Origin of the sequence: Kutzneria sp. CA-103260, from assembly GCF_018263855.1 — a bacterium.
In the GTDB taxonomy this organism is placed as follows: Bacteria; Actinomycetota; Actinomycetes; order Mycobacteriales; family Pseudonocardiaceae; genus Kutzneria.
On sequence record NZ_CP073318.1, the window covers coordinates 10,305,969 to 10,325,591 of the forward strand.

Sequence of the window (19,623 nt, forward strand, 5' to 3'; positions counted from 1 at the left end):
GGGACGTACGGCCGACTACGCTGACGGCAGACACGTCGGGTGGTTGTCGATGCGGAGCGGTCGAACTGGAGGGGGTGTCGAGTTCTATTATGGCACTTCTCGGTATCGCGCTGCGCACGAGTATCGCACGATTTCGTGTCGTGAGGGGCACGATCTCGAACTGGGACGTGTGGAAGCAGTCGCCCGGCTGGCTGGCATTCGCACTCAGTTGCGAGTTTGCCGCCGTCGCGCTGCCGATATCGGACCTCGTGCTGTTTCCACAGCGCCTAATGGATTTGGTCTGGCTGGCCGTGCTGCTGGTGCTCGGCGTCGGGCAGGCCGAGTTGTCGGCCCGGATCGAGCGGATGCGGCGCTGGATGTCCGGCGAGACGCACATCAACATGACCTCGGTCTGGCTGCTGGCCGGCGCGGTGCTGCTCTCGCCGGCGGTGGTCTCGCTGCTGGCCGCGCTGCTGTACCTGCACCTGTGGATCCGGGTCTGGCGGCACGTGCGGGCCCGGCCGCCGCATCGGGTGGCGGTGAGCACCGCGTGGGCGGTGCTGTCGTGTCTCGCCGCGTCGGCGGTGCTGCGCGTGACCGGTCTCGGGCCGCTCGACGTCGGCCCGCCCTCGACCTGGCGGGCCGCCGCGATCGTGTTGACGGCCGCTCTGGTGTTCGAATCAGCCAACGCCTGCTTGGCCGCTGCCGGCATTTACCTGTACGGACGTAAACGGTCGAGACAGGCGTTGTTCGGCACCTGGAGCGACAACGCGCTCGAAACGGTAACGCTGTGTCTCGGTGGTCTGGCCGCCCTCGCATTGGTCTACCAGTCGGTGCTCGTGCTCCTCGTGCTGCCGCCGCTGTTGATGTTGCATCGCAGTGTCCTAGTCAAACAGTTGGAAGTCGCGGCGAGCACCGACGACAAAACGGGATTGCTTAATGCACTTGCATGGCATGATTCCGCACAACGCGAATACTCCAGATCGATACGCGAGAATAGAACTTTCGGCGTACTGATGGCCGACCTCGACTACTTCAAACGGGTGAACGACACCTACGGCCATGTGGCCGGCGACGTGGTGCTGAAGGCCGTCGCCGACACCCTGCGCGGCCAGGTCCGCGACTACGACGTGGTCGGCCGCTTCGGCGGCGAGGAGTTCGCCATCCTGCTGCCCGGGGCCACCGAGCCGGGCGCGGTCACCGTGGGCGAGCGGATCCGCCTGGCCATCGCCGCCATGGCGGTCACCGTGCCGCTGGACGGCATGCACGCCGACGTCGAGGGCCTGACCGTCTCCATCGGCATCGCCGTGCACCCGGCCGCCGGTGACACGCTGGAGAAGCTGCTGCTGGCCGCCGACACCGCGCTGTACCGGGCGAAAAGCGCTGGCCGCAACTGCGTCATCAGCAGTACACAGGCTCCGTGAGGGCGTACTACACCGCAGCCACGCTGGCCCGCCTCGGCGATGAGATGGTCGCTGTCGCGATCCCCCTGTTCATGTTGGCCCGCACCGGAAATCCCGCGCTGACCGGCGTCACGGTCGCCGCCTACTCGCTGCCGTCGATGCTCACCGGCCCGTTGCTCGGGTCCTGGTTGGACGGCACACGGCACCGTCGGGCCGTGCTGGCGGCCAACCAACTCGCCCTGGCCGTGGCCATGGTCGGAATCGTGCTCGCGCCGGGCTGGGCCGCGCCGCCGCTGGCCGTGCTTGCCGGGCTGGCGCTCCCTATGACCAGCGCCGGTTTCTCGGCGATGGTGCCGGGCCTGGCCGGCCCGGATCGGTTGACCTGGGCCAATTCCCGGGATTCGCTGTCGTTCAGCGCGGCGGCCATGGCCGGGCCGGCCGTCGCCGGCGTGCTGGCCCGGCTGATCACCCCGACCGGATCGGTCCTGGCCATCGCGGCCGCGGCCGTCGGCAGCATCGTCGCGCTGGCCTTCGTCGCCCCGGTGCCGCCGAACCCGCACGGACGGCAGCCGGTGCTGACCGGCCTGCGGCACATCGTCCACACGCCACAACTGCGCGCCGTCACGCTGGCGACGACGATGTCCTGGGGCTCGATGGGGCTGCTGCTGGTCGTTCTGCCGCTGCGGACCGAGCAACTGGGTGTCGGCCAGGACCCGGCCGGTTTCCTGCTCACGGTGTTCGAGATCGGCTGCGTGATCACCAATGTTGCCCTGATGCGGCTCCAACACCGTTGGCGCACCGTGCTTGTCTCGGTCGCGGCCTACGGTGTCGTGCTCGGTGGCTGGTCCCTGGCCGGCAACTTCCCGGTGCTGCTGGTGCTCGCACTGGTCGCCGGACTCGCCATGGGGCCGCAGTTCCCGGCCCTGCTGTCCGCCCGCCAGCGCTACAGCCCGCCTGAGCTGCTCAGCCAGGTCGGCACCACCGGCGCCAGCCTCAAGATCGGCGCGTTCTCGTTGGGGGCGGTGCTGGTCGGCCCGGCGCTGCCGGCGCTCGGCGTGGCCGGCGTGATCGCCCTGGTCGGCGGCCTCCAGCTGCTGGCCGCCGCCCTGGGTTGGCTGGTCAGCCGACCGACGTCAGCGCCGGAGCCCGATGCCGAAGCGACAGCAGGCCACCGACCAGCAGCGTGATCAGCACGCCGGTCAGCGTGTACCAGGGGAAGGCCAGCCCGACCGACTTGCCGCCGACGGTGAACTTCAGCGACACGATGACCGCCATGGCCGCGACGGTGACCAGGAAGGCGGCCACCGCGTCGGCCTGCGACGCCCGTTTCACCAGCAGCCCCAACACGAACGACCCGAGCAGCGCGCCGTAGGTGTAGCCGGTGATGCCCAGTCCGAGCTCGATCACCGGGCCGGTGGTGCTGGAGAACATCGAGCCGAACACCACGAACACCGCCGCCCACACCAGGGTCCAGATCCGGCCGTGCCGCAGCGCCGACTCCTCCGGTAGCGGCTGTTTCCGGAACCGTTGGTACAGATCGCTGACCGTGGACGTGGACAGCGCGTTCAGCGCCGAGGCCAGCGCGCCCATGGTGGACGCGAGGATGCCGGCGATCAGCAGCCCGGCCACGCCGACCGGCAGATCCTCCACGATGAACTTGGAGAAGAAGCCGTCGGTGTTGGTCAGCCCCAGCGAGGCCGGCGTCGCGCCGTGGTAGAGCACCCACAGACCGGCCCCGACCAGCAGGAACAGTCCGAACTGGACGAACACGATGATGCCGCTGCCGATCAGCGCCTTCTGCCCGTCACGCAGGCTCCGGGTGGCCAGGAGTCGTTGCACGATCAGCTGATCCGTGCCGTGCGAGGCCATCGCGAACACCGCGCCGCCGACGATCGCCGTCACGAACGCGTACTGGCTGAACAGCGGGTTGGACGTGAAGTCGAAGAACTGCAAGCGGTTCCCGGCCGCGGCGACCGACAGCCAGTCGCCGGGCAGCCGTGAAGCCAGGACGCCGACGGCCACCAGCGCGCCGCCGAGGTAGAGGGCCAGCTGCACGACGTCCACCCACACCACCGACCGCACGCCGCCGACGTAGGTGTAGATCACCGTGAGCACGGTCAGTCCGAGCACGATGTGCCAGTAGGCGGTGTGGATCCCGTAGCTGGCCAGGATGGCCTGGATCGGGATCGCCCCGGCGAACAGCCGCACGCCCTCGGCCAGCAGCCGCGTCACGACGAACGCCAGCGAGGCCACGCCCTGCGCGGCGGTGCCGAAGCGCTGGCCCAGGAAGGCGTAGGCGGTGACCAGGTTTCCCTTGAAGTAGCGGGGAAGCAGGATGATCGACACCAGGACGCGGCCGATGATGTAGCCCAGGGCCAGCTGGAGATAGGTGAAGCCGGTGCCCCACACCAGGCCCGGCGTGCTGATCACCGTGAGGGTCGAGGTCTCGGTGGCCACCACCGACAGGCACACCGCCCACCACGGCAGGTTGCGGCCGCCGACGAAGAAATCCGCGCCGGTGCGCTGCTTGCCGCGCAGCAGCAGGCCGACCACCGGCATGGCCAGCAGGTAGAGAACGATGATGACCAGGTCAACGGGATGCATCAGGGGCCTCCACGCGTAGCTTCGTCACCGGGATGTCGGGCGGGGGCGGCGGGCGCAGCGGCCCGCGGCCGGGTGTCACGGAGCCGAGCAGCCGGCCGTTGGCCGGCACGCCCTGCCAGGTCAGGAAGCCGAGCAACGCCGTCAGATAACCCTCCTTGGCGTCGCTCGGCAGCCCGAAGTCGTCGCTCACGCGCAGCTCCGCCGGGGCGAGTCGTCGTTCCAGCGCCCGCATCAGGACCGGATTCCGCACGCCGCCGCCGGAGGCCACGACCACGTTAGCGCCGTGCGTGTGGCAGGCGTCAGCGATCGTGATGGCGGTCAGCTCGACCAGCGTGGCCAGCACGTCCTCCACGGCCCGGTGCTCGGTGCCGTCGAGATAGCCGACGTGGAACAGCTCCTTGCCGGTCGACTTCGGGGCCGGCCGCGCGTAGTAGGGCTCCAGCAGCAGCAGCTTCAACAGGTCGTGTTGGACCGTGCCGTCGGCGGCGAGCTCGCCGTTCTCGTCCTGGTGCTGCCCGACCCGGCGGGCGGTGAGATCCAGCAGGGCGTTGCCCGGGCCGGTGTCGTACGCGATCGGTGCGCGGCCCGGTGCGACGACGGTGATGTTGGCGATGCCGCCCAGGTTCAGGCCGACCCAGGTCCGGTCGTCGCGGCCGCCGAGCCACAGCGCGTCCAGGATCGCCGCCAGCGGCGCGCCGTGGCCGCCGCGGGCCACGTCGCGGGCGCGGAGGTCGGCGACGGTGGGCAGCCCGGTGGCTTCGGCGATCCACGCCGGCTGGCCGAGCTGGAGCGTGCCCTCGCACCGGTCGCCCTCGACCCAGTGGTAGATGGTCTGCCCCAGCGAGGCGACGAGCTCCAGGTCCGGGTGGTTGGCAAGCGTTTGCGTGGCCGCCTTGGCGAACGCCTGCCCCACCCAGGTGTCCAGCTGGCACATCTTGGCCGCGGTGCAGTCGTTCGGCGGCAGCGCGGCCAGCAGCTCCGCGTGCACGCGCTCCGGGTAAGGGCTTCCGGTCGCGTGCAGCGGGGTCAGCACGACGGTGTCGCCGGCCAGGCGCAGGTCGGCCACGGCCGTGTCGATCCCGTCCATCGACGTGCCGGAGATCAGGCCGAGCACCTTCATGGGTGTTTTTTTACCAAATCAGACGCCGATGCGTTAGATGTTGGCCGAAGCTGGGATGCGAGGATGTGACGGTGTTGACCCCGGACATGCTGCTCCTGATCGGCGTCGTCGTGCTGGCGGTGCTGCTCGTCGCCCTGGTGGTCGGGCTGGTGCTGGCCCGGCGCCGCCGGATCGACATGACCAAGAAGAAGGAGGAGCTGGAGAAGCCCAAGTCCGGCGGCTACCAAGCCGGCGGCGGCTTCACCCTCTCCACCGGCGGCGGCGCAGCCACAGTCGAGCCGGTCGAGCATCCGGTGGCCGACCGCACCGAGGTCGACGGCCAGCCCGGCGTCGGCGACGACGCCTCCGTGCCGCGCGACTCCGAGCGCCGCACCCTGGTCGACGTCGACCTGCCCGAACCCGAGGCGGTTGCCGAACCCGAGCCGGAGTCGGCCCCCGAACCTGAGCCGGAGCCGGAACCCGAGCTGGACGAGATCGAGCCCACCGCCGGCCGCATGCAGCGGCTGCGCGGCCGGCTGGCCCGGTCCCAGACCATGTTCGGCAAGAGCCTGCTCGGCCTGCTCGGCGCCGGCGACCTCGACGAGGACTCCTGGACCGACATCGAGGACCAGCTGCTGATGGCCGACCTGGGCGCGGCCACCTCGGCCGAGATCGTCGGCACGCTGCGGACGAAGATCGTCGCCCAGGGCGTGCGCGACGCCGACCAGGCGCGGGCGCTGCTGCGTGAGGTGCTGATCGACTCCCTGCACCCGGAGATGAACCGGGCCGTGCGGGCGCTGCCCGACGACGGCAAGCCGGCCGTGCTGCTGGTCGTCGGCGTGAACGGCACCGGCAAGACCACCACCACCGGCAAGCTGGCCCGGGTGCTCGTGGCCGACGGTCGGACCGTGCTGCTCGGCGCCGCCGACACCTTCCGCGCCGCCGCCGCCGAGCAGCTGGCCACCTGGGGTTCCCGGGTCGGTGCGGACATCGTGCGGGGTCGCGAAGGCGCCGACCCCGCGGCAGTCGCCTTCGACGCCGTCAAGCAGGGCGTGGACTCGAAGGTCGACGCCGTGCTGGTCGACACCGCCGGCCGGCTGCACACCAAGACCGGCCTGATGGACGAGCTGGGCAAGGTCAAGCGGGTGGTGGAGAAGCAGGCCCCGGTCGACGAGGTGCTGCTGGTGCTGGACGCCACCACCGGCCAGAACGGCCTGACCCAGGCCCGGGTGTTCGCCGAGGTCGTCGATGTGACCGGCGTCGTGCTGACCAAGCTGGACGGCACCGCCAAGGGGGGCATCGTCTTCCGGGTGCAGCGCGAACTCGGCGTCCCGGTGAAGCTGGTCGGCCTGGGCGAGGGCCCCGACGACCTGGCTCCCTTCGAGCCCGCCGCCTTCGTCGACGCCCTCCTGGGCTGACCCTCTCCCGCCTCCCTGTTTTCGCTGGGGAGGGGGCTTTCCTTGCATGAACGCAGGGAAAGCCCCCTTCCCGGCATTGGGGCGGGCGCGTTTCGGCGGGGTGACGGCCCGTGGACGGGTCTTGACACACCGTCTGTGCGCGACGTTGGATTCGCGTCAAACCTGGTAATCGGATTCCGCATCGCGGAATTGCCGGGCTGGGGAGGGGCTCCATGCGACTGCGCCACCTGCTGGCCGCGCTGCCCGTGCTGGGCATGCTCGGCGGCGCGTTCTTCGCCGACCGGACCGAGCCGTACGTGCTCGGCCTGCCGTTCATCCTGTTCTGGATGGTGGCCTGTGTCGTGCTCACCACCGTGGTGCTGGCCGTGATCTACAAACTCGACCCGGCCAACCGGAGCGGCGAGTGACCGCGCTGCTGGTGGTCGCGGCCACCGTGCTGGTCGCGGTGGCGCTGGCGCTGCAGGCCCGCCGCGGCCACGACATGAACCTGGAGCAGTGGTCGGTCGGCGGCCGAGGCTTCGGCTCGATCTTCGTGTTCCTGCTGATGGCCGGCGAGATCTACACGACCTTCACCTTCCTCGGCGGCTCCGGCTGGGCCTACGGCAAGGGCGGCCCCGCCTTCTACATCCTCTGCTACGGCTCGCTGGCCTTCGTCATGTCGTACTGGCTGCTGCCGACCGTGTGGCGCTACGCCAAGCGCAAGAACCTGTTGTCGCAGGCCGACTTCTACACGGCCAAGTTCGACAGCCCGGGCCTGGGCGTGCTGGTGTCGCTGGTCGGCGTGGTGGCGCTGGTGCCCTACCTGGTGCTCCAGCTCAGGGGTCTGGGCAGCATCGTGTCCGAGACCTCCGGCGGCCGCATCCCCTACGCGTGGTCGATCATCGCCGGTACCGTGGTGCTCGCGGCCTACGTGACGATCTCCGGCGTGCGCGGCTCGGCCTGGACCGCCGCGCTCAAGGACGTCCTGATCCTGGTGGTCGTGGTGTTTCTGGGCATCTACCTGCCGGTGCACTACTTCGGCGGCTTCAGCCAGATGTTCCACGCCATCGACGCGGCCAAGCCCGGCTTCCTCACGCTGCCGGCCAAGGGCATGAGCCCCAGCTGGTTCGTGTCCACGGTGCTGCTGTCGGCGTTCGGCTTCTACATGTGGCCGCACTCGTTCAGCGCCGTCTACACCGCCCGCGACGAGCGGGTGTTCCGGCGCAACGCGGTCGTGCTGCCGCTCTACCAGCTGATCCTGTTGTTCGTGTTCTTCGCCGGCTTCGCCGCCGTGCTGGTGGTGCCCGGCCTGAAGGGCAGCGACGGCGACCTGTCGCTGCTGCGGATCACCACCAAGACCTTCGACCCGTGGTTCGTCGGCGTGGTCGGCGGCGCGGGCGTGCTGACCGCCCTGGTGCCCGGCTCGCTGATCCTGATGACCTCGGCGACGATGCTGGCCAAGAACATCTACCGGGTGGCCCGGCCGGACACCACCGACCGGCAGGTCGGCCTGCTGGCCAAGATCCTGGTGCCGGTGGTCGCGGTGGTCGCCCTGTACTTCACGTTCAACGGCGGCGACACCATCGTCTCGCTGCTGCTGATGGGCTACTCGCTGGTCACCCAGCTGTTCCCGTCGATGGTGCTCAGCCTGTGCAAGCGGCGCGTGGTCACCACCGCCGGGGCGGCGGCCGGCATCGTGGTCGGGGTGGCCGTCGTCGCCGCGTTCACGATCAGCGGAGCGACCCTCAACAACCTGGCGCCATGGCTGCCACAGCCGCTGAAGGACCTCAACACCGGCGTGGTCGCGCTGGTGGCCAACGTGGTGGTGCTGGCCGTGGTCACGATGATCACCCGTCGCCACCGTGCGGTGCGGGGTGCGCCGACCGAGTCGGTCACGGTCTGAAGTCGCCACCAGATCGGGCGACGCACAGCCGCCCACCCATTGACCGAGCGTCACCGAAACCGGGCGGGTAAGGCCTTCGAAATGCCCTGTTAACACCGGACCGCCGACAGTTCACGTCGGCGAAACATGGGACGAAACCCGGTGAAACAGCCGCTGTCGATGCTTCCGTGCAACTGGCGCCCGCACGGGAGGACGATGTGAACACAGGAGACACCGCCTGGGTGTTGGCCAGCGCCGCGCTGGTCATGCTGATGACACCGGGACTCGCGTTCTTCTACGGCGGCATGGTCCGCTCCAAGAGCGTGCTGAACATGCTCATGCTGAACTTCATCGCGCTCGCCGTGGTGACCGTGCTGTGGATGCTGTACGGCTACAGCGAGGCGTTCGGCAACGACGCGTTCGCCGGGCTGGTCGGCAACTTCGACAACTCCGGCCTGGCCGGCACGGTCGGCCAGCTGACCGGACCGAAGGATCATCAGATCCCGGTGCTGGCGTTCGTCATGTTCCAGCTGATGTTCGCGGTGATCACCCCGGCGCTGATCTCCGGCGCGATCGCCGACCGCACCAAGTTCTGGTCCTGGGTGGTCTTCCTGATCGTCTGGGTCACCGTCGTCTACTTCCCGGTCGCGCACTGGGTGTTCGCCTTCGACTCGGCCGACGGCTCCACTCTCGGCGGCTGGCTGGCCAACCGGATCAAGGCACTCGACTTCGCCGGCGGCACCGCGGTCCATATCAACGCGGGTGCCGCGGGCCTGGCCCTGGCCCTGCTTCTGGGCCGCCGCAAGGGCTGGCCCAAGGAGCCGATGCGTCCGCACAACGTGCCGTTCGTGCTGCTGGGCGCCAGCCTGCTGTGGTTCGGCTGGTACGGCTTCAACGCCGGCTCCGCGCTGGCCGCCAGCGACCTGGCCTCCGTCGCCTTCACCACGACCACCGTGGCCACCGCCGCCGCCGTGCTCGGCTGGCTGATCACCGAGCAGTTCCGTGACGGCAAGCCCACCACCCTCGGCGCGGCCTCCGGCGCCGTGGCCGGCCTGGTCGCCATCACCCCGGCCTGTGCCTTCGTCAGCCCGCTCGGCGCCGCGGCCATCGGCCTGATCGCCGGCGTGGTCTGCGCCCTGGCCGTCGGCCTGAAGTTCCGCCTCGGCTTCGACGACTCCCTCGACGTGGTCGGCGTGCACCTGGTCGGCGGCATCATCGGCACCCTGCTGATCGGCTTCTTCGGCACCACCAGCGTGAACTCGGGCGGCGCCGACGGCCTGTTCTACGGCGGCGGGTTCGCCCAGTTGGGCAAGCAGGCCATCGGCGCGTTCTCCGTGCTGGCCTACTCGTTCGTGCTGACCTTCATCATCGGCTGGATCATCAAGAAGACGATCGGGTTCCGGGTCGACGCCGAGGCCGAGGTCACCGGCATCGACGAGAGCGAGCACGCGGAGACCGCCTACGAACTCGGCGGCTTCGTGGGCGCCGGTCGCGGTGTTGGCAAGGTTTCCGGCACGAGCACGGTCCTGGAGGGAAGCAAGTCATGAAGCTGGTGACGGCGATCATCAAGCCGTTCGTGCTGGACGACGTCAAGGCGTCGCTGGAACGGCTGGGCGTGCTGGGCATGACGGTCAGCGAGGTGCAGGGCTTCGGCCGGCAGAAGGGCCACACCGAGGTCTACCGCGGCGCCGAGTACGCCGTGGACTTCGTGCCCAAGCTGCGGGTCGAGGTGCTGGTCGACGACCTGACCGTGGACAAGGTGGTGGACGCCGTGGTCGAGGCGTCCCGCACCGGCAAGATCGGCGACGGCAAGGTCTGGGTCGTGCCGGTGGAGACCGTGGTCAGGGTGCGGACCGGGGAACGCGGCAACGACGCACTGTGAGGTGACTGATGACGGACCTGGGGGCTGTCACTGCGGACGACCTGGTGCGGGCACGGGACTTGTTGCTCAAGCCCGCACCGGGTCACCGCCGGTTGCCGGCGGACGCCTTGCGCGAGGCGCTGGTCGACCTGCACGAGTTCTGGCTCACCGCCCACGCCGGCACGTCCGGCGTGGGCGCGGGGGCCGCCCTGGTGGCCGTCGGCGCGCTGGGCCGGCGGGAACTGGTGCCGGGCTCGGACCTCGACCTCGTTCTCGTCCACAACGGACGCAAGGACATCGAGTCGGTGGCCGAGAAGCTGTGGTATCCGCTGTGGAACTCCGGCATCGGGCTGGACCACTCGGTGCGGACCGTCGGCGAGGCGCTGCGGGTGGCCGGCAGCGACCTGCGGGTGGCCCTGGGCCTGCTCGAAGCCCGGTTCCTGGCCGGTGACCAGGAGGTCGCCGACCGCCTGATCCACTCGGCCCGGCAGCAGTGGCGGGCCGGCATCCGGGACCGCCTCGACGAGCTCGCCGACCAGGCCAAGCGGCGGTGGGCGGCGTCCGGCGAGGTGGCGCACCGGGTGGAGCCCGACCTCAAGCACGGTCGTGGTGGGCTGCGGGATGTGCAACTCGTGGACGCCCTGGCCGTCGCGCAGGTGATCGACCGTCCCGGGACCGAGGTCGAGCAGGCCCGTGAGCTGCTGCTCGACGTGCGCACCGAATTGCGGCGGGCCAGTGGAAAACCGCGTGACGTGCTGCATGCCCAGGAGGGTGACGAGGTCGCCGCTGCTTTGTCCATGGGCGACCGGTTCGGGCTCGCCCGGGCCCTGTCCTCGGCCGGACGGACCGTCGTGTACGCCGTCGACGTCGCCCTGCGTTCGGCCCGGGCTGCCGCGCCTCGCAAGGGAATCGGCGCGTTCGGGCGGTCGGCTTTGCGTCGTGGCCCGGCCCGGCGGCCCTTGGACGACGGCGTTGTCCTCCACGGCAACGAGGTCGCCCTGGCTCGGGACGCCGTGCCCAGCCGCGACCCCGGGCTGCTGCTCCGCGTCGCCGGCTCTGCCGCCCGTACCAACAGTCCCATCGCCCCCGGCACCCTGAGCCGGCTCGCCGACTCCTCGCCGGAGCTGCGCAAGCCTTGGCCCCGTGAGGCCCGTGACGAGCTGCTTTCCTTGTTGGGCACCGGTCCTGGGCTGATCGACGTTGTCGAGGCCTACGACCGGACCGGCCTGTGGGGGCGGCTGTTCCCCGAGTGGGGCGCCGTTCGGGATCTACCGCCGCGGGACCTCGCGCACACGTGGACCGTCGACCGGCACCTCGTGCAGGCCACCGCCCACGCCGCCCGCCTGGCCACCACCGTCTCCCGGCCGGATCTCCTGCTGCTGGCCGCTTTGCTGCACGACATCGGCAAGGGCCGGGACGCCGACCATTCCGAGGTCGGGGCCGCCCTCGCCACCCAGATCGGCGAGCGCCTGGGCCTGTGGCCCAACGACGTCCAGCTGCTGTCCGCCGCCGTTCGGCACCACTTGTTGCTGCCGCACACCGCGACCCGCCGTGACGTCGAGGACGACGCCACCGTCGCCCGGGTCGTCGAGACCCTCGGCGGCGACCCCGTGCTGCTGGAGCTGTTGCACGCCTTGGCCGAGGCCGATTCGCTGGCCACCGGTCCCGGCGTGTGGACCGACTGGAAGGCCGGGCTCATCGCCGACCTCGTCCGGCGCTGCCGCTCCGCCATGGCCGGCGAGCCCTCGCCTCGGCCCGAGCCCTTGGACGCCTCCCAACAGGCCTTGGCCCAGAAGGTGTCCCTGTCCGGCAAGCCCGACGTGCTCATCACCGAGGACCGCTCGTCCGCCACCGTCACCGTCGTCGCCCCCGACCGCCCCGGCCTCCTGTCCCGGGCTGCCGGCGTGCTGGCCCTCAACTCCCTTGAGGTCCACTCCGCCGTCCTGCGCAGCGATTCCGCCGTCGCCGTCGACATCTTCTCCGTGTCGCCGCGCTTCGGCTCCCTCCCCGACCCCGGTCTCATCCGCGAGCAGCTCACCCGCTCCATCGCCGGCGAACTCCCCCTGTCCGAACGCCTCTCCGCCAAGGAACGCGACTACGGCGGCCCGCCCACCGACGCCCCACCCCCTCGCGTCCTCTGGTTCGACGACGAGGCCTCCGGCGCCATCGTCATGGAGCTCCGCGCCGCCGACCGCATCGGCCTGCTCCACACCGTCGCCGCCACCCTGGAGGCCAACAAGCTCGACGTCCGCTGGGCCAAGGTCGCCACCCTCGGCGGCACCGTCGTCGACTCCTTCTGCCTCGTCCCCCACGACGGCGAGGACCTCGACCCCGCCCGCCGCCGCGCCATCGAACGCGCCGTCGTGGCCGCCGCCAAAGGCTGACCCGCCCCTGTCAACCCCCTGACGTTCGGAAAGGACCATTCCTCTCGTTGAACGAGCGAAATGGTCCTTTCACGCACGTCAGCCGGCCAGACCGGGGGCGTCGAGCTGGGTGCGCAGGCGCTCGGCCAGCTCGACGTGGCCGAAAGCGACCAGGGTCTTGGCCAGCTGATCGCCGAGCAGGGCCCGATTCCACTCGTCCAACGGTGCGAACAGCCGTTCGCTCGCCGCCAGCAGCTGATCACCCGGCGAGAGGACCGGCGGAGCAGCCGGCCGCCCGTGGATCGTGGCGCTGAGCCGGGCCAGCGGCTCGATCATGTCGACCGCCTGCGCCACCTGCTGCGGGTTGCGCGACAGCCACCAGGCCACCGCCCGCTGCGGCTCGCGCAGCATCTCGGCGACGAAGTCCCGCTCGCGGCGCTCCATCTCCTTCTGGTGCTGCCACTCCAGCAGGTTCCGCTCCAGTTCCCGCTGTCGCCGCACGGCCTGGAGATCGGCCTCCGCCGGCACGGCGACGACCTCGGCGGCCCAGACCCGCAGCGCCCCGTTCAGCTCGTACCGTGGCACGCCCAGCTCCGCCGCGAGCTGATTCTGGAAGTTCACGTGGTCGACCAGCTCCGCGCGGGCCGCCAGCTCCAACGCGTGCTGGACCACCGACTGCCGAGCGACTCCGTAGACGCTCGGATGCGTGCCGGGCCGCAGTTGTTCCTGGTAGAAGACGACGCAGGAGAACCGGAAGTCGTAGCCCGCGGTCGCACTGCGCAGGCCCTGGTCGTCGATCCTGACCTGCTGCACCGGCGGCACCTCCCGCGGCCGAAACAGCAGTGCGAGCAGTTCCCGCAACATGACGTCACCCCTCCCGGCCCGGCGCGGTCCGCGCCAGGTCCATCGCCGAGTCGATCCTCGTGTCGAGCATCAGGCCGACGCGTCGCCGACCAGCTGGTTCCTCCCGTGCCCAGGCCGCCGCCATGCCCCGCAGCCGGGCCAGCCGCTCGATGCCGCCGTCACACGCGTCGACCAGCACATCCAGCACGTCCTCGGTGCCGACGGCCAGCCACGCCCGCACCAGTGGCTCGACCTCGGGCCGGATCAGCGCCCCGTGCCAGGCGACCGTCACCAGATCCCGGTTCGGCAGCGGTTGGCCTGGGTCGACCAGCCGGCCGAGCAGTTCGACGTCCCGGCCGGGATCGCCGTCGTACAGCTGCGCCGCGACCCGCTCCAGCACCAAGTTTCGTGTCTGCGGGTCGTCGGCCAGCCGCAGCAGGGCGTCGATCGCCGCATGGCCGACGGTGTCGTCACGATGGGCGGTCAGCAGATGCAGCCGGACCATCGCCACCGAGGGATACACCGGCCACAACACGTTCTCGCACACGGTGATCAGCACGCCGGCCAGCCGCGGCGGCAGGCCCGGGTCGCGAGCCCAGTCGTAGACGCGGCCACGGACCCGCCAGCCGTAGCGGCTGTCCACCACCGCAGCGCCTAACGTCTGCACTGCCAGGGCAGTGGTCCGCGAGTCGCCGGTCGCCCAGTCGCGGACCGTGGCAAGGACATCGTTCACACCGCCGTGCCGCAACGAGAGGTCGAGGAACCGCTCCGCCACCGCGGCCCGGTCGCCGTCGGCCATGCCGGTTCGCGGCAGGCGCGGCACGCGCTGCACCCAACCGGCCAGCTTCGGCCGCAGGCCGGGAAAGTTGCGCCACACGTAGGTCAACACGGCGTCGCCGTAGCGAGGCAAGGTGAACCGCACCCGGCCGTCGGCGATCTCGGCCCCGACGTCGGCGAGCCGCGCGGTGAGCCCGGAGCGGGCCAGGGGATGCTCTTCGGAGTCGGGAAACTCCAGCAGCCGCAACAGTTCCCGGTCCGCCTCGAACGCCGCGTCCGCCGGCCCGCCGTCCACCAGCGCCACCGCCACGAGCAGGCTCCGCCAGGCCGCGTCCGGGTGCTTGGCGAACATCTCCGTCAGCTCGGCGGATCGGTTGGACAACTCGTCCAACGCCGTCGCCAGCGCCTCAGACCAGGCCATTGCCTCCGACCTGGCGATGAGGTCGGCGAGTTCGGCCAGCTCACCGGCTCGAGGCGTGGCGAACATCGCCGCCAGGGCCGGATTCGCCGCGCCGGCCGCCACACCGTGCACCCGAAGGTGGTGCTCGAAGACTTGTTGGGCCAGCTGCGGTGTGAGCATCAGCTCCACCCGCAACCCCCGTGGCACGGCCTCCGGAACCTGCCGCTCGTAGTCCGGCAGCACCACGGCCAGCCGGCTGCCGACCTCGGTGGCCCGGCTCAGCAACGGCCCCAGTTCCGCGGCCACCCGAAGGAAATCCGGCATGTCCATTGTGGACAAGTCCAGCAGCAGCGACTCCTCCCGGCGTACCTGCTCGACGTCGAGCACCGGCTGCTCGTCGTCGCTCAGGTTCACGTCCAGCTGCCGGATCCGGCCCGCGCCGCCGATCCGGTGCAGCAGCATGGCCGCGGCGGTGGTCCGGCCGGTGCCCGCGGGACCGGCCAGCAGCACCGATTGCTTGCTCCCCAACACCGCCAGCGCCTGGGCGAAGCCCGCCGGCTCCACGAAGCAGGCTGCCAGTTCGGTCAGGCGGTGCGGGGAGAACCACTGCCGGGCGCGTACCCGCATGGCGGTCTGCTGGCCGGTGATCTGGAGCAGGTTCATCGTCTCGACGGACAGCGTGCTGCTGCCGATGACGACGCCGCTGTTGCGGTCGACGTCGCCGATCTCCACCGTCTCGGTCATCGTTGGCCGCCGAATGTGAAGCCGCCGGTGTTCGTGCCGATGACCACGCCGCTGTTGCGGTCGACGTCGCCGATCCGCACCGACGCCGCCGATTCCGGCTCGGCAGCCGGTTCCATGACCGGCTGCTGCGGCGCGAAGCCGTTGACCAGCAGGTCACCGGACGGCACCGGCACGTGCAGATAGGCCTTGCCCTGGTACGACTTCACCTCGACCGGAGCCGGGACGAAGCTCTCGGCGCTGAGCTGGCAGTAGCCGCCCATGACGACGTCTTCGTACACGCGGGCCGAGATGATCGTGGCCACCAGCGTCACCTCGGGGTTGGACCGGGTGAGCAGGTCGCGCACCGGCTTGGCGTCGAGCAGGCGGTGCACCTCGATCCGCGCCGCCCCCTGGCCGTCGCGGATCGAGGTGCCCGCCTTGTCGGTCAGCGGACCGACGGTGATGCTCACCCGCATCCGCTGCGGGCGAGTGCCGGCCCGCTTGGCGCGGTCGGCCAGCTCCGCCTGCAGTGTGGCGGGGAACAGGTCGAGCAGGGCGGGCAGCGCGCGTGGGCGGAAGCCCATCGCGTAGCCGTCCCCGGTGTGGTCGAGGAACTTCGCCTCGGCGTGCAGATAGCCATGCCCCATGCGCTGGAACGTGTCGCGCAGCAGCACCGGGATGTCCGCGCCGATCCGGCCCTGGTCGGCGGCGGCGTTGCCGCTGAAGTCCTTCAGATCGACCACGAGCATCGCGCGGTAGGGCGGCAGGGCGATGGTGTGCTGGGCGGGCATGTCTCTGGCCTCCTTGACTGCGGTGCCGTCGACTTTCCGCCGGATGGCCGGAGGCCGGTGTCCACGCGTGGACACCTGGAATGTGGCTCAGCTCACAGTTGAGGTGTGGCGCAGCAGCGCGTCCCGGTCGAGCACGGTCAACTTCGGGCCGGGGCCGAGCACACCCTCGGTCCTCAGGTCGGCGACCACTGCCGCCACCTTGCTTCGCGACAGCCCGAGCGCGTCCGCGACTTCCTGCTGGGACAGCGGAATTCGCCGGGGGTCGGTGAGCTCCGGGCCGGCGAGCGCGACCAGTTCGGCGAACAGCCGGGCCACCTTCTGAGTCGGCCTGAAGTGCGCCAGCTGCACTCGCACCGGCAGGTGCTGGTTGATCTTGCTGACGATGTAGTCGGACAGCAGCGCGGCCGCCGGCAGCCGTTCGAACACGGGAATCGGGAGCTGCCGGGCGAAGCACTCGTCGACCGCCACCACGGTCGCGTTGCGCACCCCGGAATCCCGCGCGGCCATCTCGCCGATCAGGTCCCCGGCCGCGCGGACCTCCAACAGCAGCCGGCTGCCGTCGGCCTCGGTCCGCAGCACCTGCACCCGGCCCGCCTGCAGCACCAACAGGAAGCCGCCCGGATCGCCCTGCCGCACCAGCGTGTCACCCGGGCGGTAGCGACGAGGGCTGCCCGCGGCGAGCAACGTGGACCATTGCTCGCCGGACAGCAGTGTGCGAAATCCCCCTACCGGCACGCCTTCCTTCTCTACACGCCGTCCGGCGTGAGTACCAGGCGGATCGGGTCGTTGACCTTCTCCGCCAGCTGGCGGACGGCCTCGGCGGCGTCCTCGAACCTGAGGCGGCCGCTGATGGAGGCGGAGAAGTCGAGGCGGCCGTGGCCGGCGAGCTTGATGAGCTCCTCGAGGTGCACGGGCAGGCCACCGTAGTGGCCGAGGACGCGGTGGCGGCCGGCGCTGAAGGCGGTGTCGTTGGGGATGCTGAGGGCCTGCCCGGAGAGGCCGACGAGCACCAGTGCGCCATCACGGGCGAGGACGCTGTCGGCCTGGGTGCGCACGGCGGGCACGCCGGCGAAGTCGAAGGCGTAGTCGAGGCCACGGCCGTCGGTGGCGGCGAGGACCTGCTGGCGGAAGTCGGCGGCCATGGGGTCGAGGGCGACGTCGGCGCCGAGCTTGAGGGCGCGTTCACGGGCGTGGGGCAGGGGGTCGACGGCGACGATGGGGGCGGCGCCGGCGAAGCGCAGCAGCTGCACGCCGTGAGCGCCGAGACCGCCGACGCCCCAGATGCCGGCGGACTGCGCTGGGCGCAGACCGGCGGTGTGGGTGATCGCGGCGTATGGCGTGGAGACGGCGTCGGGGATGATGGCGGCCTGTTCGATGGGCAGGCTGTCGGGGATGGGATAGACGGTCTCCATGCGCGCCAGCGTGTAGTGGGCCCAACCGCCGTCGAACTCGACGCCACGGGTCAGCCCGTGCAGACAGCCGGGCCGCCGCCGCACGCAGTTGGCGCACTTGCCGCAGGCCATGCCGGCCAGCAGCAGCACCCGCTGCCCCTCGGCGAACACGTCCGGCACCCCTTCGCCCAGTTCGGCGATCGTGCCGGCGACCTCGTGCCCCAGGGTGACCTTCTCCAGCTCGTTGCCGGGCAGCCGCAGCGAGCCGTCGATGAGGTGGATGTCGGACAGGCACACGCCCGCGGCCTCCACCTTCACCAGCACTTCGCCCCGCCCGGGAGTGGGCACCGGCACCTCCTCGACGGCGAACTCGAGGGTGCGGAGGTTGAGCCGTCCGGCCGGCATCGTGGCGCTCATGAGACTGGTGGGTACCTGTCCAGCTACCCTCGACGCAACACCACCGTCTAGTTGCGAGGTCGTGCGGACTGTGTTCGACACCCTTTCTGACCGGCTCTCGTCGGTGCTGGCGAACCTTCGTGGCAAGGGCCGCCTCACCGACGCGGACATCGACGCCACCTGCCGGGAGATCCGGATCGCCCTGCTCGAGGCGGACGTCGCCCTGCCGGTGGTGCGCACGTTCATCGCGGGCGTCAAGGAGCGGGCCAAGGGCGCGGAGGTCTCCGGCGCGCTGAACCCGGCCCAGCAGGTCGTCAAGATCGTCAACGAGGAGCTGATCGGCATCCTCGGCGGCGAGACCCGCCGGCTCAACCTGGCCAAGACGCCGCCCACCGTGATCATGCTCGCCGGCCTCCAGGGCGCCGGTAAGACCACCCTGGCCGGCAAGCTCGCGGCCTGGCTGCGCAAGCAGGGCCACACCCCGCTGCTGGTCGCCTGCGACCTGCAGCGCCCCAACGCCGTCACCCAGCTGCAGGTGGTCGGCGAGCGCGCCGGCGTGCCGGTGTTCGCGCCGGAGCCGGGCAACGGCGTCGGCGACCCGGTGCAGGTCGCCAAGGCCGGTGTGGACGAGGCCAAGCGGGCCCAGCACGACGTGGTGGTGGTCGACACCGCCGGCCGGCTGGGCATCGACGAGGAGCTGATGCGGCAGGCCGCCGACATCAAGGCCGCCGTGCAGCCCGACGAGGTGCTGTTCGTGGTCGACGCGATGATCGGCCAGGACGCGGTGACCACCGCCGAGGCCTTCCGCGACGGCGTCGGCTTCACCGGCGTGGTGCTGACCAAGCTCGACGGCGACGCCCGCGGTGGCGCCGCGCTGTCCGTGCGCGAGGTCACCGGCCAGCCGATCATGTTCGCCTCCAACGGCGAGAAGCAGGACGACTTCGACGTCTTCCACCCGGACCGGATGGCCAGCCGGATCCTGGGCATGGGCGACCTGCTCACCCTGATCGAGCAGGCCGAGCAGCACTTCGACCAGGAGAAGGCCCAGGCCACCGCGGCCAAGCTGGGCACCGGCGAGCTCACGCTGGAGGACTTCCTCGAGCAGATGCTCGCGGTCCGCAAGATGGGCCCGATCGCCAACCTGCTGGGCATGCTGCCCGGCGCCGGCCAGATGAAGGACCAGCTGGCCAACTTCGACGAGCGCAAGCTGGACCGGCTGCAGGCCATCATCCGCGGCATGACGCCGGCCGAGCGGGCCGACCCGAAGATCATCAACGGCTCCCGCCGGCTGCGCATCTCCAAGGGCTCGGGCGTGTCCGTCAGCGAGGTGAACGACCTGGTCACCCGCTTCTTCGAGGCCCGCAAGATGATGAAGCAGATGGCCGGCCGGTTCGGCTTCCCCGGTGGCGGGGGCGGCGGCAGCCGCAAGGGCAAGAAGGGGAAGAAGGGCAAGGGCAACCGCGGCCCGACCCCGCCGAAGATGCGCGGCGGCTTCCCCGGTCTGCCGGGCGGTCTGCCCGCCGGCATGCCCGACCTGTCCAACCTGCCGCCCGGCCTGCAGGAGTTGCCGCCCGGCCTGGCCGGCCTGGACCAGCTGCCGCCCGGCTTCGACCCGAAGAAGTTCAAGTTCGGCAAGGACCAATGAGCGAGCTTGCGAGCGAATCGTTCAGCACAGAGCGTCCGCGAATGCGGACACCGAGCGCTAGCGAGGTGC

At 70.7% G+C, this 19,623-nt stretch carries 16 protein-coding genes; 9 read left to right on the forward strand and 7 right to left on the reverse strand.

The window, feature by feature from the left end; all coding sequences use genetic code 11:
• Window positions 1-140: 140 nt before the first annotated feature.
• Complete coding sequence (locus JJ691_RS46295; protein WP_249227467.1) at window positions 141-1,403, forward strand: GGDEF domain-containing protein; 1,263 nt, start codon at window positions 141-143, stop codon at window positions 1,401-1,403.
• The gene (locus tag JJ691_RS46300; RefSeq protein ID WP_211765730.1) at window positions 1,400-2,569 is read left to right on the forward strand and encodes an MFS transporter; all 1,170 of its coding nucleotides are present in this window, start codon (window positions 1,400-1,402) and stop codon (window positions 2,567-2,569) included. Before JJ691_RS46295 ends, JJ691_RS46300 begins: the two co-directional genes overlap by 4 nt.
• Here the strand turns inward: JJ691_RS46300 and JJ691_RS46305 are convergent.
• Together JJ691_RS46305 and JJ691_RS46310 are read right to left on the reverse strand one after the other, a co-directional pair.
• Window positions 2,502-3,986 (reverse strand): sodium:solute symporter, encoded by a 1,485-nt coding sequence (locus JJ691_RS46305; RefSeq protein WP_211765731.1) that lies wholly within the window; start codon window positions 3,984-3,986, stop codon window positions 2,502-2,504. The genes JJ691_RS46300 and JJ691_RS46305 overlap by 68 nt on opposite strands.
• On the reverse strand, window positions 3,973-5,106 hold the full coding sequence (locus JJ691_RS46310) for an anhydro-N-acetylmuramic acid kinase (RefSeq protein ID WP_211765732.1): 1,134 nt from the start codon (window positions 5,104-5,106) through the stop codon (window positions 3,973-3,975). The genes JJ691_RS46305 and JJ691_RS46310 overlap by 14 nt, the downstream gene beginning before the upstream one ends.
• A gap of 74 nt (window positions 5,107-5,180) precedes the next feature.
• On the opposite strand from JJ691_RS46310, the gene ftsY reads away from it, so the two are divergent.
• The 6 genes from ftsY (at window position 5,181) to JJ691_RS46340 (ending at window position 12,609) form a co-directional block, all read left to right on the forward strand.
• Window positions 5,181-6,503 carry a signal recognition particle-docking protein FtsY gene (ftsY, locus tag JJ691_RS46315; protein ID WP_442912808.1) on the forward strand — a complete coding sequence of 441 codons (1,323 nt, stop codon included), beginning with the start codon at window positions 5,181-5,183 and terminating at the stop codon, window positions 6,501-6,503.
• A gap of 212 nt (window positions 6,504-6,715) precedes the next feature.
• Window positions 6,716-6,910 (forward strand): DUF3311 domain-containing protein, encoded by a 195-nt coding sequence (locus JJ691_RS46320; RefSeq protein ID WP_211765733.1) that lies wholly within the window; start codon window positions 6,716-6,718, stop codon window positions 6,908-6,910.
• The gene (locus JJ691_RS46325; protein WP_211765734.1) at window positions 6,907-8,385 is read left to right on the forward strand and encodes a sodium:solute symporter family protein; all 1,479 of its coding nucleotides are present in this window, start codon (window positions 6,907-6,909) and stop codon (window positions 8,383-8,385) included. The genes JJ691_RS46320 and JJ691_RS46325 overlap by 4 nt, the downstream gene beginning before the upstream one ends.
• A 245-nt stretch (window positions 8,386-8,630) precedes the next feature.
• Window positions 8,631-9,911, forward strand: a complete 1,281-nt coding sequence (locus JJ691_RS46330; protein ID WP_249228351.1) for an ammonium transporter — start codon at window positions 8,631-8,633, stop codon at window positions 9,909-9,911.
• Window positions 9,908-10,246 (forward strand): P-II family nitrogen regulator, encoded by a 339-nt coding sequence (locus JJ691_RS46335; protein ID WP_211765736.1) that lies wholly within the window; start codon window positions 9,908-9,910, stop codon window positions 10,244-10,246. Before JJ691_RS46330 ends, JJ691_RS46335 begins: the two co-directional genes overlap by 4 nt.
• 8 nt (window positions 10,247-10,254) lie before the next feature.
• A complete protein-coding gene (locus JJ691_RS46340) occupies window positions 10,255-12,609 on the forward strand; it encodes a [protein-PII] uridylyltransferase (protein WP_211765737.1) in 2,355 nt (784 codons plus the stop codon).
• Between the two features lie 78 nt (window positions 12,610-12,687).
• Here the strand turns inward: JJ691_RS46340 and JJ691_RS46345 are convergent, their stop codons facing one another.
• The 5 genes from JJ691_RS46345 to JJ691_RS46365 all read right to left on the reverse strand — a co-directional run bounded on the left by JJ691_RS46345 (window position 12,688) and on the right by JJ691_RS46365 (window position 17,930).
• Window positions 12,688-13,452: a hypothetical protein gene (locus JJ691_RS46345; RefSeq protein WP_211765738.1), complete on the reverse strand. Its 765-nt coding sequence runs from the start codon at window positions 13,450-13,452 to the stop codon at window positions 12,688-12,690.
• A gap of 4 nt (window positions 13,453-13,456) precedes the next feature.
• On the reverse strand, window positions 13,457-15,352 hold the full coding sequence (locus JJ691_RS46350; RefSeq protein WP_211765739.1) for a hypothetical protein: 1,896 nt from the start codon (window positions 15,350-15,352) through the stop codon (window positions 13,457-13,459).
• On the reverse strand, window positions 15,349-16,122 hold the full coding sequence (locus tag JJ691_RS46355; RefSeq protein ID WP_211765740.1) for a hypothetical protein: 774 nt from the start codon (window positions 16,120-16,122) through the stop codon (window positions 15,349-15,351). The genes JJ691_RS46350 and JJ691_RS46355 overlap by 4 nt, the downstream gene beginning before the upstream one ends.
• 87 nt (window positions 16,123-16,209) lie before the next feature.
• Complete coding sequence (locus JJ691_RS46360) at window positions 16,210-16,857, reverse strand: Crp/Fnr family transcriptional regulator (protein WP_211765741.1); 648 nt, start codon at window positions 16,855-16,857, stop codon at window positions 16,210-16,212.
• An 11-nt stretch (window positions 16,858-16,868) separates the two neighbouring features.
• Window positions 16,869-17,930, reverse strand: a complete 1,062-nt coding sequence (locus tag JJ691_RS46365; protein ID WP_211765742.1) for a zinc-binding dehydrogenase — start codon at window positions 17,928-17,930, stop codon at window positions 16,869-16,871.
• A gap of 70 nt (window positions 17,931-18,000) precedes the next feature.
• On the opposite strand from JJ691_RS46365, the gene ffh reads away from it, so the two are divergent.
• Complete coding sequence (gene ffh, locus JJ691_RS46370; protein WP_211772160.1) at window positions 18,001-19,554, forward strand: signal recognition particle protein; 1,554 nt, start codon at window positions 18,001-18,003, stop codon at window positions 19,552-19,554.
• Window positions 19,555-19,623 lie beyond the last annotated feature (69 nt).

Bases quoted from the DNA above. Each gene is read 5' to 3' on its own strand.
- JJ691_RS46355 (WP_211765740.1), bottom strand. From the start codon at position 16,122: ATGCCCGCCCAGCACACCATCGCCCTGCCGCCCTACCGCGCGATGCTC.
- JJ691_RS46320 (WP_211765733.1), top strand. From the start codon at position 6,716: ATGCGACTGCGCCACCTGCTGGCCGCGCTGCCCGTGCTGGGCATGCTC.
- JJ691_RS46335 (WP_211765736.1), top strand. From the start codon at position 9,908: ATGAAGCTGGTGACGGCGATCATCAAGCCGTTCGTGCTGGACGACGTC.
- JJ691_RS46310 (WP_211765732.1), bottom strand. From the start codon at position 5,106: ATGAAGGTGCTCGGCCTGATCTCCGGCACGTCGATGGACGGGATCGAC.
- JJ691_RS46345 (WP_211765738.1), bottom strand. From the start codon at position 13,452: ATGTTGCGGGAACTGCTCGCACTGCTGTTTCGGCCGCGGGAGGTGCCG.
- JJ691_RS46305 (WP_211765731.1), bottom strand. From the start codon at position 3,986: ATGCATCCCGTTGACCTGGTCATCATCGTTCTCTACCTGCTGGCCATG.
- JJ691_RS46365 (WP_211765742.1), bottom strand. From the start codon at position 17,930: ATGAGCGCCACGATGCCGGCCGGACGGCTCAACCTCCGCACCCTCGAG.
- JJ691_RS46340 (WP_211765737.1), top strand. From the start codon at position 10,255: ATGACGGACCTGGGGGCTGTCACTGCGGACGACCTGGTGCGGGCACGG.
- JJ691_RS46350 (WP_211765739.1), bottom strand. From the start codon at position 15,352: ATGACCGAGACGGTGGAGATCGGCGACGTCGACCGCAACAGCGGCGTC.
- JJ691_RS46330 (WP_249228351.1), top strand. From the start codon at position 8,631: ATGCTGATGACACCGGGACTCGCGTTCTTCTACGGCGGCATGGTCCGC.